This is a genomic window from Bradyrhizobium sp. S69 (assembly GCF_009766005.1).
GTDB lineage: Bacteria > Pseudomonadota > Alphaproteobacteria > Rhizobiales > Xanthobacteraceae > Bradyrhizobium.
The window spans coordinates 22,822-36,165 of the sequence record NZ_LMUK01000059.1; the positions used below are offsets into that span (position 1 = coordinate 22,822).

General features: G+C 65.0%; 7 protein-coding genes and 1 tRNA gene. 3 read left to right on the forward strand and 5 right to left on the reverse strand.

What is annotated here, in order from left to right; genetic code table 11:
- Positions 1-12: 12 nt before the first annotated feature.
- The 5 genes from GSQ88_RS31335 to GSQ88_RS31355 form a co-directional block, all read right to left on the reverse strand.
- Positions 13-957: an acetoacetate decarboxylase family protein gene (locus GSQ88_RS31335; protein ID WP_159011907.1), complete on the reverse strand. Its 945-nt coding sequence runs from the start codon at positions 955-957 to the stop codon at positions 13-15.
- Positions 954-3,074, reverse strand: a complete 2,121-nt coding sequence (locus tag GSQ88_RS31340) for an FAD-dependent oxidoreductase (RefSeq protein WP_159011909.1) — start codon at positions 3,072-3,074, stop codon at positions 954-956. The genes GSQ88_RS31335 and GSQ88_RS31340 overlap by 4 nt, the downstream gene beginning before the upstream one ends.
- A gap of 51 nt (positions 3,075-3,125) precedes the next feature.
- Positions 3,126-7,286 carry an AAA and adenylate/guanylate cyclase domain-containing protein gene (locus GSQ88_RS31345; protein WP_159011911.1) on the reverse strand — a complete coding sequence of 1,387 codons (4,161 nt, stop codon included), beginning with the start codon at positions 7,284-7,286 and terminating at the stop codon, positions 3,126-3,128.
- Positions 7,287-7,563: 277 nt separating this feature from the next.
- A complete protein-coding gene (locus tag GSQ88_RS31350) occupies positions 7,564-9,639 on the reverse strand; it encodes an FAD-dependent oxidoreductase (protein WP_159011913.1) in 2,076 nt (691 codons plus the stop codon).
- A 637-nt stretch (positions 9,640-10,276) separates the two neighbouring features.
- Positions 10,277-10,353: transfer RNA gene (locus GSQ88_RS31355), tRNA-Pro, on the reverse strand.
- Positions 10,354-10,421: 68 nt separating this feature from the next.
- Between GSQ88_RS31355 and GSQ88_RS31360 the strand changes: the two genes are divergently transcribed.
- Genes GSQ88_RS31360 through GSQ88_RS31370 form a run of 3 tightly spaced genes read left to right on the forward strand, consistent with a single transcriptional unit; the run spans position 10,422 to position 13,327 of the window.
- A complete protein-coding gene (locus tag GSQ88_RS31360; protein ID WP_159011914.1) occupies positions 10,422-11,414 on the forward strand; it encodes an L-threonylcarbamoyladenylate synthase in 993 nt (330 codons plus the stop codon).
- Between the two features lie 39 nt (positions 11,415-11,453).
- The gene (locus GSQ88_RS31365; protein WP_159011916.1) at positions 11,454-12,881 is read left to right on the forward strand and encodes an FAD-binding oxidoreductase; all 1,428 of its coding nucleotides are present in this window, start codon (positions 11,454-11,456) and stop codon (positions 12,879-12,881) included.
- On the forward strand, positions 12,881-13,327 hold the full coding sequence (locus GSQ88_RS31370) for a GNAT family acetyltransferase (protein ID WP_159012033.1): 447 nt from the start codon (positions 12,881-12,883) through the stop codon (positions 13,325-13,327). Before GSQ88_RS31365 ends, GSQ88_RS31370 begins: the two co-directional genes overlap by 1 nt.
- Positions 13,328-13,344: the final 17 nt, after the last annotated feature.

Genomic DNA, 13,344 nt, shown 5'->3' on the forward strand with positions numbered 1-13,344 from the left:
CGTGGGCGGCAATTAGGTTGTGACTACGATATCGTCGCCGCTCAGCGCCTGGAAATCGACCGTCACCCAGGTGGCGAACTTCACCGGCAATGTGGTGGTGGTTCCCGGAGCGGGCTTGGTGCCGAGCAAATCATAGACGATGGCGTGGCTCTCGCAGTTGGTGATCTCCAGCGAGAACGTGTCCCAGAGCAGGCCGCCACCGATGAAGCGCGTCATTTCGATCGGCGAATCCACGATCGCCTGGAAGCAGGCGCTTTGCGGCGCACCGGCGGCGCGAAACTGCTTCAACACCACACTGGGAAGCTGCGGTTGCAGCGCATCGAGAAGATCGCCCGCAAGGCTGCCGAAGATGCCGCCGATCAGTCCGGCCCGCGCTTCGCCGGCGCTTTGCCAGACCGGCGGCTGTTGCGTCGCCGCCTGCTGCTGGACGATCCGATAGAGAACCCCGTGCTGGCCTTTGGTGGTGGCCGCCATGGTCGGAAAGAATGTCGTCGTGCAACTGAATTGCGGATTGGTCGGCGTATCCGATGCGACACCGATTTCGGCCAGCACCTTGGGCCAGCCCCAGGCCTCACGCCCGGTCACCATGCCGATGGTGTAGCTGATGAAAATATAGGGCGACCAGAACACCAGCCGGCTCGGCAGCAGATGTCCGTCGCGAAATTCAAGCAGCGGAATCCAGATCGCGCATTCCCGTCCGGGCAGCCAGCCCAGGATGTCGGTCGACGACGTGCATTGTGCGATGTCCATGAAACTCAGCATCGCCACCGGCAATGCTACCTGGTAACGAACCTTGCCGGCGCCCGCGGGATTGAGCAGCGTATCGACGGTCCGCTGCATGGCCTTGGTATCGGCATCGATCACGAACGCATTCGCCTTGGCGTCGGTGAATACGCCTGATGGCGCAAGGCTCGCCGCGCCGTGGCCCAGCCACGAGATGAACGGCACGTTGCTCATGCGCCTGGACCTTGCGAAAACCGGCGTTGCAGGAAATCGTAACCGACGATCCTGGTGGGTTCGCCGCAGATCGCCCGCGATGCGGCGGCGCCCGACATTACCGCGCCTTCGAAGGTCGTGGTGTTGAAGCCATGCCGCGTGCCCTCGCCGGCAAGGATGAGATTCGTGAAGCCGGATTGATCGGGATGCAGCCGGTACTGCGTGGTTCCCGCGGCCGACAACGTGCAACACTCCGTCGGATCGATATTGGCGCGCCAGAACTGGGCGTCGAAGCGCGCCTCGCCCACCGCGCCGGCCGGCGCGGTCAGCACGTTCCAGTCGAACTTGCCGCCGACATCGGCCACCGGCCACACCGCGCCGGAGGATGCGTTGAGCCAATCGATCGATTGCTGGCGTATTTCGGCGCGCGCCGTCGCCGGCACGCCGGTGTTGGATGACGGCTGCTGGTACAGGGTCGTTTTATAGGTCCCGGTCAAATAATGAAGCGAGAGCGGCTTCGGCGCCGGCCACGGTTCGAAGCCGAGCACCTGGGTCATGTCGGCCCAGATGTTGAGATATTCCGGGCCGGCCACGGTCGCCGGCTTGCCGGTGGTCCAACCGAGCTGGCTGGTCGTGCAGTTGCACCAGAGCTGAAGCGCCTGCGACGGCACGATGCCGATGTTTCGAACGAACGCGTCGAAGGCCGGGCTGCGCGTCATCAAGCCGGCGCACATGCTGACATCCTGGGTGTTGAGCGGCTTGTAGGCCCCGAGCGAAATCGCCTGGATGACGATGTCGAAATCCACGCCGCGGGTCAGCACCACCTTCCCGGCCGCCGGCCAGTTGGACCAGTAGCTCTCGAAATTGACTCCCGCCGCCTGCATCGCGGCGCCGTTCTGAAGCTGGTCCCAGAATGGCTGCGAAGGCCAGAAGGCCGTGCCATCCTGGCTGGTCGTCGGCGCATAAGCGCCATTGAGTGTGTCCGCCTGTCGATCGAGCCGGATGGTTTGCACCGCCGGCCTGTCCTCGGCCGGCTCGACACTCGTGATCTTGGAGAAAAACTGAAACTGAACCCCTGCATCCAGCAGATGTTCATAGAGCGGGGCAACGATCACCTCGCCCATGCCGGCCTGGACGTCCCACATCATCGACCCCTTGTAGGTGCCGACCAGGCGCATGATGACGCCCAACGCGGTGCCGGCGGCGTAAGACGGGTCGGCGGTGTCGCCATCCTTGTACTGGAACATGGTGTCGTAGAGCACGCGCACGACGCTGGATGACGCAACGACTTTCGGATCGGCGCCGTGATCGAGCAGCCAGGCGCGGAAATCGCTGCCATCCAGCGATTCCAGCGTGGCATCCGGCAACCATAGATCCACCATGATGCCCTGCGCGACGGCGGCGAACACATCGAGCACTTCGAAGATGATGGCGTCCTTGCTGCCCGCCGCGGCCGCGGCCCCGCGCGTTCTGGCATGCGCATCGCGCACCCAGCGCAGGATATCGGGCAGGCGTTGCAGGTCCTCGTCGGCCTGCCCTTCGAGATGAGGCCCCAGCGCGCGGAGATGATCGATCGCCGCCTCCAGTACGGAGCTGGGCTGCGGCAGCGTCGGCGTCCGCGTTGGCGGTGGTCCCGCCACGGCCGTGGCCTCCGCCGGGCTGGGCTCGTTGCCGTTGTCAAAAATTTCCTTGAGCCAGCCGATGACGGTTTCCAGCATTTGCGCGATGGTCGGCATCAACGTGCCGTCGCCCGGCGTGCCGCTGTTGGTCGGCCAGGTCAGCGGCAGATAGTGCCAGCCGCCCTTGTCGTCCAGCATGCCGATCGGCGTGTAGTCCTGCGGCTTCACCGCGTCCTGCCAGATCCGCAGCTTCGAACCCGGCGGCGGGGTGCGCGCCGCGTAGATTTCCTGAAGCATCTTGAAGGTGTTCTCGTAACAGCCGAACCAGACATGCAGCCCGTGTTCGAGGTTGCGTCCGATCGCATCCCGCCCGCTCGCCGCCTTGCCGCCGAGCCGCCAGCCGAGCTGATAGATGGTCACCTCGTATCGATCGCGCAGCGCCTGGGTCTTGCTGAGCTGGTAGGCCGCACTGAGGCCGGCCATCCCGCCGCCGAGTATCGCGATTTTGGTTTTCGACATTGCTTCCCCTTCGATCGGCGAATGGCGCAGGCGGGCTAGGCGCGAATTGCTTCAAATTCGTCCGGACGCCGCAAGGCCACACTGGATACCCCAAGGATCTGCGCCCAGTTCCTGGAGCACCGCCGCGCCGCGCGCGGCATGGCACTCCCGGACCGGCGTTTCGCCCGGTATCTTTGCCAACCACAGGTAGCATATTCCCCGTTCGAGTGGCATAGCCAACCGCTCGGCTTCCACAAGTGCTAACCGGAATTGTGCCGCGGCACGGCGGTTGCGATGACCCAGCAGCGCCAACCTTCCCGTCAGCAGATGAGCACGCGGGCGACAGATTCGGGTCTTCGCCGCGTATTGCCAAACGCGGCGGCAAGCCTCGCGCGCTTGCGCCGTCAACGCCTCATGCGGTGCACCTTGCAGCATCGCCTGCTCCGCCAGCGCCAGATGCACCTCCGCCACCGCGCAGACGCTGAAGAACGCGATGCCCATGGTGCAAACGCTTTCGCGCATGCTGTCGAGTGCCCTTGTCGCGGCGTGCCCGGCCTGCTCGAACTCGCCCGCGCGCAGCCGGGCCGCCGCCTCAAGTCCGTCGCACAACAGCCGCTCCGCGGGATGCAGGGTTTCATCGGCCGCCGCCTTCATGTGCTCGAGCGTGCGGCGCGGCGGCAGCCCTCGCAACATATCCAGGATTCCCATGCCGGCCAGCACCCAGGCACGAACCGGCGCGTTGTCGACCGCTTCGGCCAAAGGGCCGAATGCCTCCAGTTCCAGCGCGGCGCGTTCGAACTCGCCGGTCACCAGCGCGGTATAGCCGACCAGCACATGGCAGGTCTGATAGCGAAAGCGATCGCCCAGCCGCTCGAAGATCGAACTCCCGCTGGCGCAGTAGGCCCGGGTTGCGTCCCAATTACCCGCCTGGAACGAATAGACCGCGGCGAACAACTGGGCCACGCCCTGGTCGGCCAGTTCGCCGGCCTGCTCCGCCAGCCCGATGGAGCGGTCGCGATAATAGCGGGCCGCGCCATGCATGCCGGCAATCCCGAGACCGATCGCCAGAGCGCCATAAGCCCCGGTTGCTTCCGTGACCGAGCCGATGCTTTCCGCCTGGTTCAGCGCGGTCAGATTTGCATGCACCATCGAGAGCGTGTCGTTCATGAAGTAGGCATGCTCGGCAAAGCGGGTATGAACGTGGGCCGAGAGTTTCAACCGATGCCGGCGCATCGGGTCGCTGGACTTTCGTATCGCGCCGAGGCGATGCAACCCTTGCAGCACCGCCTGTGCAAGCGCTGCAACCACCATTTGCGCCGCGGTCGCGGGGCGATGGACGTCGCTCAGTTGCAGGCACTCGCTGAAATGCTTGGCCGATTCCGGAAAGCGCGACAATGCGTGCAAGGCCTCACCCCGGACATACGCCAGCTGCGCGCGTTCGGCAGTCGGAAGCGCGAAGCTGGTTCGCGCGGCCAGCCGTTCGGCGCGCTCGACATGCATCAGCGCGTCGTCATTGGCATAGCCGCGGATCGCGAGCGAAGCGGCTTGCAGCCGATAGTCCAGCGCCTTACCGGTATCGGAAGCGCGCTCCCAATGATGCGCCAGCTCGGCGAAATGCGGCTGCAAGGCCGCGTGGCGCCGCTCGATCGATTCGGCGACCTGCCGGTGCAACGGCCGGCGCTGGGCGAAACTCAGCAGATCGTAGGTTGTTTCCTGGGTGATGACATGACGAAAGGCGTAACCCGTGCCGGCGTTGCCGTCGGCGGTCGCAAGGAAGCCGGCGAGCACCAGGCCCCGCATGCTTGCATCGAGATTGCCGGGCTCGGTCGGCACCGGAAAAATTTCCCGCAGCGCCTCCACGTCGAACACCCGGCCGATCACGCTCGCCACCTTCAAGGCCAACTGGTCGGTCTGGCTCAGTCCGTCGATACGGCTGACGATGATATCGCGCAGCCGGTGCGGCACCGCCGCGGTGGCAAGATCCGCAGCCCCGACGCTGCAGCGCTGGTCGGCGGTCTCGATCAGCCCGAGCCGCAACATCGATAGTGCCAGTTGTTCGGCATGAAAGGGCAGGCCTTCAGACTGCTGGTGCACGAACTCCGCCAGTCGTCGCGGGATCGATCGCACCTTCAGCACTTCGGATATTATCCGCGCGGTCGAGCCGGCGTCCACACGCCGAAGCGCGATGCGCTCCGACGCACGCAGCAGCACGCGCGCTCCGGGTGCCGAGCCGGCGCCGTCGAGAGGCCGCGATGCCGCGGCGATCAGGAGCTTCGGCAACCGGCGCCCCACCGCCAGCAGCAGATCGGCCGATGCGGCGTCGATCCAGTGCAGATCATCGACCACCAGCATCAGCGGTCGTTGCGCAGCCCGGCGCGTCACCAGGATGACGATGATGTCCTCGATGCCGGTCTGGCGGGCCGCGCCTCTGATCTGCGATGCCATACCCGGATCCTCGATACCGAGCTGCACGATATCCTCGACCAGCGCCGCGCGCGGCGCGAGGCTGGTTTCCGCCAAGGCATCGGCGAGGCGCTCGCGCAGCAGCGCCGGCGCGGCATCGTCGGGATCGCCGGGCTCGCACAACAACTTCCGCAGAATCTGGCGAAAGGTGAAATAGGCGGTGGCCTGATCGATCTCGCGGGTGCCGGTCTCGACGACGGTGCAACCATTCCACCGGGCGGAATCGGCAAACTCGGCCAGCAGCCGCGACTTGCCGACGCCCGGTTCGCCTTCCAGCGCGGTCAGGCCGCCTTCGCCGCCGCGAAAGCGCTCCAGCACCGCCGCGAGCCGGGCCAGCTCATCGTCCCTGCCATGCAACGCCGTGGCCTGGGTTTCCGGCAGCCCCGGCGCGCTTCGCGGCTCGGCAAGCCGGTAGACCGTCAGGGGCTCGCTGCGCCCCTTGAAGACAATCGCTTCGGGCGGCGAAAAATCGAACTGCCCCCGGGTGACCTCCATCGTCGCGGCGTCGTACAACGCCTCGCCGCCGGCCGTCTGCATCAGGCGGGCGCCGTAGTTCATCAGCGGGCCATTCAGCACGTATTCGCGCCGGATCGCGTTGCCGACGTCACCGCAGAAGGCGCGTCCGGTGGTCACGCCCACCGAGCAGGGAACGCCGAGGCCGGCCAGCGTTGCGCTGATGCGCCGGGCAATCTCCACCGCGCGCGCGGCGTTATTTTCGAGACTGAACGGCGGGATACCGCAAGCGATCCGCGCGGTGATGCCCTTTTCGCTGGCCATCACGTCGAAGATCTCGACGCCCAGCGCCTCGGTGACCTGCTCCACCAGACCGAACGTCGCGAGCAATCGTCCGGCGGCCGCGGCGTCCGGCATGTCGGACTCACCGAGCCGGGCATAGACCATGCTCAAGACGCGGAATTCCGCGAGCCACCCCGACAGCTTCGAGGCGCCACGTTCGATGACGATCCGCGGAACGAAGGCAGCGACCGAGGCCGGCTCGAGCGGCACAGCTTGTGGCACCGTTTGCGGCGGCAACGCGACAGGCGGTGGCGCCGTCGCATCGAGCAGATCGTCGCGCCGCAGATCGTCCAACCGAACCGCGCGGTGTGCCGCCGCGCCCGCGACCGGCTCGATCACGGCCGACGGCCCGAGCCTGCGGGCGATGGCTTCATCCATCGCGACCTCGCCGGGCTCGACGCTGTGCAAGATCTCGCCGATGGTCCGTAATGCCTCGCCGGCGAGGACAAGAAAGCTGCGTTTGCCGCGGCCGCGCAGGATCACCGTGCTGAACGTACCGGCGGCCAGCGCCAACCGATGTTGCAGCGGTCCCAATCCGACCGGCCATTGGTGGCGCAATCCCCGCAATGCGAGCGCGGCGCGCGCCGCCTGAAGATGCGGCGTCTGCGACGGCGTGTCGTCGCGCCATAGCGCGATCACGGCGTCCCCATCGATGCGGATCACGTCGCCGCCATGCGCCAGAACGACGTCGATCACGTCGCTGAAATAATCGCTGAGCGTGCCACCGAGCAGTTCAGCGCCATCGGGCCCGGAAGCTGCGACCAGATCGGTCATCGATGTCGAGCTGACGATATCGATAAACAGGACGACCCCGCGGATATGGTCGCTATGCGGCTCCTCCGCGTGACCGGCGATACCGATCTGATGGCCGAGAAGCTGGGAAACAAAACTGCCGAGCGGCGGCAGCCTCAACGGCTCCGCCGCGGCGCTGTCCCGGCGTTCGCCGACGGACGCTCCGGCGTGGATGTTCGGCATGACGGCAGTCCCTGGCCTGCGGCACCTCGCTACCATCAAACACAGGCAATTCCACGATACAAGTTGACCCGAAGCTAATTAGTTCAACAAAAGCCGCCATTTGTAGGCAATCGAAGCCGCATCACAGGTTGCGTCAGTGTCGTGATGCGCGGTGACGGCGACAGGTTTTTTTGTCGGTGACATCCGCGCAAATGCCGGCTCCCGCCACGGCGCAATTTCGCCGCAGGCCAAGCCCCCGCTAGGGTATCAAGCACCCGCGAAGGGTATTAAGCGGCGGCTATGACGCCTTGATTTCAGTCGGAAAGCCGCTGATCCCGCGCGACGCGAGCATCGCCGACTCGATCGCGGACTCGAAACATCCGCCGCTGAACCGCGTCTTGGTCCAGTCACCAACCACGTAAAGGTTGGAAAAACCCGCCACCGCGCCCGGGTCGAAACGACTTGCGACGTTGTTGCCGGCCGGCGTCTGCACGTATTGATCCGAGATGTCGAAATTTGCCAGATCGTAGCGGCCGGCAATTTGCGGGTCCGGTCCGGGCGCGGTGACGGCATTCGGCCAGAGGGTTTGTATGTTCGTCGCCAACCAGCCATCCGCCAACTGGGTGGCCAACTGGTTCATCTGGTCAGGCGTGACCGGACCGGTGGAAAGCTGCATGCAGCCACAAAAATAGCCGAGCGACTGCGGTGCGTTCGGACCGCTCCATGTCTCGCGACACAACAGATGCGACATATCCGCCCATGAGTCGTAAGGCTCGACGAAGGATGTGAGCACGGTCGAACCCAGGGTCCAGCCAAGCTCGACCATGGTAGGCTGCATCCAGAGCTGCAACGACTGGGTTGCGACCGACCGGCTGCTGTCCAGCGCACCCTGCCAGGCAACACTCGCGGCCGCGAGCGGAGCAACCACTGGCTTGAGCGCCAGCGGGGGGATGGCAACGATGGCGATGTCGAAATCCGTTCCGACCGCGAGCGTTCGCGTGCCAACCGAGACCGTGCAGTAACTGGACTCGAAATTGACTTTGGCCGCTTTCAGATGCGCGCCATCGACCAGTTGCGACCAGTCCGGCTGGTTCGGCCAACAGTCGAGGCCGAGAACATTCACCAGCGGACGATAGAGGCTGCCATCCACCGTCCTGGCCTGTTGCATCAGATCGATCTCGCCGATCCGGCCGTCGCCAGTCGGGCGCAGTTGCGTCACCCGGCTGAACAGCTGGATCGATACCCCGCGCGCCGTCAGCACGTCATAGAACGGCGTGAACACCGTATCTCCCATACCGGCGGCCATCCGCCATAGCGGCGCATCCCGATAGCCGAACACCAGTTCCAACAGGAAGCGCAGCGTGGCGCCCGCGGCCATCGAGCCGTTGTCGAGACTGCCCGCATTGCCCGCAGCATACGCAAAGGCGAGGTCATAGGGCGCGCGGACCAGCGCCGAGTCGAGCGTCTCGTCGCTCGCCAGACACGTCTTGAGCCAGGCCCGGAAGTCCTGGGTGTCCAGCCTGTCATAGGCGCTCGACCCGCCGAAATGGATGTCCCTCGCATAACCAAGGCCGATCGCCAGCCCCAAATTGGCAAGGATCAACAGCCGACGGATCGACCATCCTGCTTCAGCCGCCAATTCCGGACGCTCCGGGCCGGCGATGGTCGTCAGCGACGATTGAAGCGCGTTGTTCGCCTCGACCAATCCTGTCAGGGCGTCGACGGCCACTTCCGCGATCAGACCGGGACCGCTCGGCCGCAATGCCTGGCGGAGGATGGCCAGACCCGCGGTCAGCGGCAGGTCGAGCGGCGCCGGCAAACGCGCCCGAACCCACTCGTCCAGAAAATCGGCCATGGCGAGGATCAAGCTTGGATCGTTCATCTCGGACAGCGCGGACTCCAGCGCGACGATGGCGGCCGAAGGCTCGTCACCCGGCAGGCCCGGCAATTTTGGAAAATCGGGAAAATTCCATGGCGCCCAGCTCGGCATCCCGCCCGGCGCCAATGGCGGGCCGTCCTGCTGCATCAGGGTGACCTGCCGCTGTGGAAGGAAAGCGTCCTGCCAGTTCTGAAACGGATTGGTCGGCCCGGGCTTCCACACGCCGTAGCAGGCGCGAAGCGTAGCGAAGGCGTTCTGGTAACACCCCATCAGCATGTGCAGGCCATGCTCTTCGATGCGGTTGTCGAGGTCCGCATTGCGGCCACTCGCGCACTTGCCACCCAGCCGCCACCCCTGGGTATAGAGTGTCACCTGATAACGGCCGTTCTGCTCCGGAGCACTCAACCAGAAGGCGGCCGCCACGGCGGCGGCGCCACCGCCCAGAATGGCGATTTTCTGCTGATGCGTTGACCCCGTCGGCTGCGCTGTGGACATCTGATCGCCCCCTTGCGATTACGCCCCGCCCGAAAACCAAACCCCAACGCAATGGTGATCGAGGGCGCCCCCGCACAGCTTCGAGGCGTCGCGCGATCGTGTCAATTCAATTCAATTCTAGGATGTGGATGGACGCTGAACACGTGCCTGATGGATTAGGGTTGTCCCGCCGTCGACGACAACCCGCTGACCGCCATATCCGATCGTCTTCGACAACAACGTGCCGACGAACGGCACAGCTTCGATCTGAAATCCACCGGCGACGATATGCTGATCTTTCTTGCCGCGCAGATCGCGGCGTCGACGGGGTCACCGATCTGGCTCAGCCAGCAGAAGCAAGGCACATTCCCTGTCTGGGGTAGACCAAAACCGATACCGCGACGATGGGTCTCGCCTGGCAACTCACGACGGACAGCCAGGGTCATACGGTTCTGACGGCGATGTTGAAAGCGACAAAAGCCCGACGGACCACGCGGCGACGCCGCTAGTAGCCCCTTTTCGGAGTCTACCGCGTCATACACTTGAGCTTGTTTTGCAGTGGTTTATAAGGCCGCTCAGTGTGCCTGCGTGGTCTTGTCAAAACCGAGCGCAGCGCTCGGCAGCAGGTACGGCAACCGATTGAATCTGTTATATATCTTGGTCGGAGTGGCAGGATTCGAACCTGCGACCCCTGCGTCCCGAACGCAGTGCTCTACCGGGCTGAGCCACACTCCGACAAGAAGGCGGCTTATAGCCTTGGGTTTCGCATACCGCAAGAAGGCGAATTGAGGATATCGATCCCTGTGAATGTGGGCCTGAAAACGCAGATTTTGCCCGCTGGCGAGGCCGCCACGGCGGCCGCCGCGCATTGTCTGGCGCAAGGGGGCCTGATCGGGTTCCCGACCGAGACCGTCTATGGGCTCGGCGCCGACGCCAGCAACGCTGACGCGGTCGCCCGGCTGTACCAGGCCAAAGGAAGACCCGCTTTCAACCCGCTGATTGCCCATGTCGGCGATCTCGCCGCCGCCCGGCGGATCGGCCAATTCAACGCGCAGGCCACAGCCCTTGCCGAAGCGTTCTGGCCGGGACCGCTGACGCTGGTGCTGCCCAAAACGGCCGGCTGCACGGTGTCAGATCTTGCCACCGCCGGGCTCGATACCGTTGCGATCCGGATTCCGGCGCATCGTGTCGCGCGAGACATCCTGCGCGCGTTCGGCGGGCCGGTGGTGGCGCCGTCGGCCAATCTGTCGGGCCACGTATCGCCCACCACGGCGGCCCATGTGCAAAGCGACCTCATGGGGCGCATCGACCTGATCGTCGACGGCGGCGCGGTCGCGGTCGGCGTCGAATCCACCATTGTCGGGTGTTTCGAGACGCCGATGCTGCTGCGACCCGGTGGGCTGCCGCGCGAGGCGATCGAACGCGTGCTGGGCCGCGGGCTTGCCGGGGTGCCGGAGTTGGCAGCCCACGAATCTGCCGCGCCGCTGGCGCCGGGCATGCTGGCGTCGCATTATGCGCCGCGCACGCCGGTGCGGCTCGATGCCGCCCAAATTGAGGCTGGTGAGGCGCTATTGGCGTTCGGGCCGCTGACCGTGGCGGGATCGGAAGGCGCCAAGGCCGTGATGAATCTGTCCACACGCGGCGATCTCAACGAGGCCGCGGCCAATCTTTTCGGCTATCTTCGCATGCTCGACACCAAAGGTGCGCATACCATCGCGGTGATGCCGGTGCCGCATCACGGCCTCGGCGAGGCGATCAATGACCGGTTGCGCCGCGCCGCGATCGGCCGGGCCTGACGTCACGCAACAAAAGCACAAATAAAAAGAGACGCGACCATGAATATCGTTCAACCCGCCGCCCCACAGCTTCCGCCCGAATTGCTCGCAGCTTTCCGCGCGATCGTCGGCGACAAATATGCGGTGACGGATGCCGCCGATATCGCGCCCTACCTCACCGAGGAGCGCGGCCTGTTCCATGGCCGTTCGCCGCTGGTGCTGCGCCCGGGCTCGACCGCGGAAGTTTCCGCGATCTGTAAGCTCGCCACCGAACACAAAATCGCGCTGGTGCCGCAGGGCGGCAATACCGGGCTGGTCGGCGGGCAAACCGCGCATCATGGCGAGGTGGTGATTTCGCTGCGGCGGCTGGACAAAATCCGCGAGATCGATGCGGCCTCCAACACCATGACCTGCGAAGCCGGCGTGGTGTTGCAGATCGCCCAGCAAAAAGCCGCCGAGGCCGACCGGCTGTTTCCGCTGTCGCTCGGCGCCGAAGGAAGCTGCACCATCGGCGGCAATCTCTCCACCAATGCCGGCGGCACCGGCGCGCTCGCCTATGGCGTGGCGCGCGAAATGGCGCTCGGGCTCGAAGTGGTGCTGGCGGATGGCCGTGTCCTGAACCTATTGTCGAAGCTGAAAAAGGACAACACCGGTTACGACCTGCGCAACCTTTTCATCGGCGCCGAGGGCACGCTCGGTATCATCACGGCGGCCACGCTGAAATTATTTCCAAAACCGCGCGCGATCGAGACCGCCTATGTCGGCCTGAAATCGCCCGCCGATGCGCTGAAGCTGTTGGCGATTTCGCAGAGCATGGCCGCCGGCAGCCTCACCAGTTTCGAGTTGCTGGCCGACATCGCGGTGGATTTCAGCATCCGTCACGGCATCGATATCCGCGATCCCCTCACCAGCAAGCACCCCTGGTACGTCCTGATGGAGCTGTCGTCGTCGCGCGACGATGCCCGCGACGCGCTCGAATCGATCCTGGCCAAGGGCATGGAAGACGGCATTGTCGACGATGCCGTGATCGCGGCGAACCTGTCGCAACGGGCTGCGTTCTGGAAACTGCGCGACGAAATGTCGGCGGCGCAGAAGCCGGAAGGCGGCTCGATCAAGCACGACATTTCGGTGCCGGTCGCCTCCGTGCCCGCCTTCATCGCCGAAGCCGATGCCGCCGTGGTCAAATTGATACCGGGTTCGCGGCCGGTGCCGTTCGGCCATCTCGGCGACGGCAACATCCACTACAATGTGAGCCAGCCGATCGGCGCCAACGCCGCCGATTTTCTGGCGCGCTGGCACGAGCTCAACGCCGTGGTGTTTGCCATCGTGATGCGGATGGGCGGATCGATCTCCGCCGAGCATGGCATCGGCGTGCTCAAGCGCGACGAATTGCCCGACGTCAAGGACAAGGTCGCGATCTCGCTGATGCGCGGCATCAAGGCGCAGCTTGACCCGCTCGGCATCATGAATCCCGGCAAGGTGCTGTGATCGTAACGTCGGGGGCTCTCGCGATCGCGCCGATCGCGGACGCTGAGGTCGTGGCCGTCGCTGCGCTGTGGCAGCGTTGTGGATTGACGCGGCCCTGGAATGATCCCACGTCCGACATCGCGTTCGCCCGCAAGGGACCGAATTCGGCCGTGCTGGTCGGGCGCGACGGAAACGCCATCGTTGCCTCTGTCATGGTCGGCCATGACGGCCATCGCGGGTGGGTCTATTACGTCGCGGTCGATCCAGATCATCGCCAGAAGAAATATGGCCGCGTCGTCATGGATGCTGCGGAAAACTGGTTGCGCCAGCGCGGCATCGAAAAACTGATGCTGCTGGTGCGATCCGACAACACCAAGGTCCAGGCGTTCTACGAACAGCTCGGCTACGACGCGCAGGAACGCGTGATCTACGCCAAATGGCTCGATGGCCGCGAGCCCACCCCCTAAAATTTAAGCAGGCACCG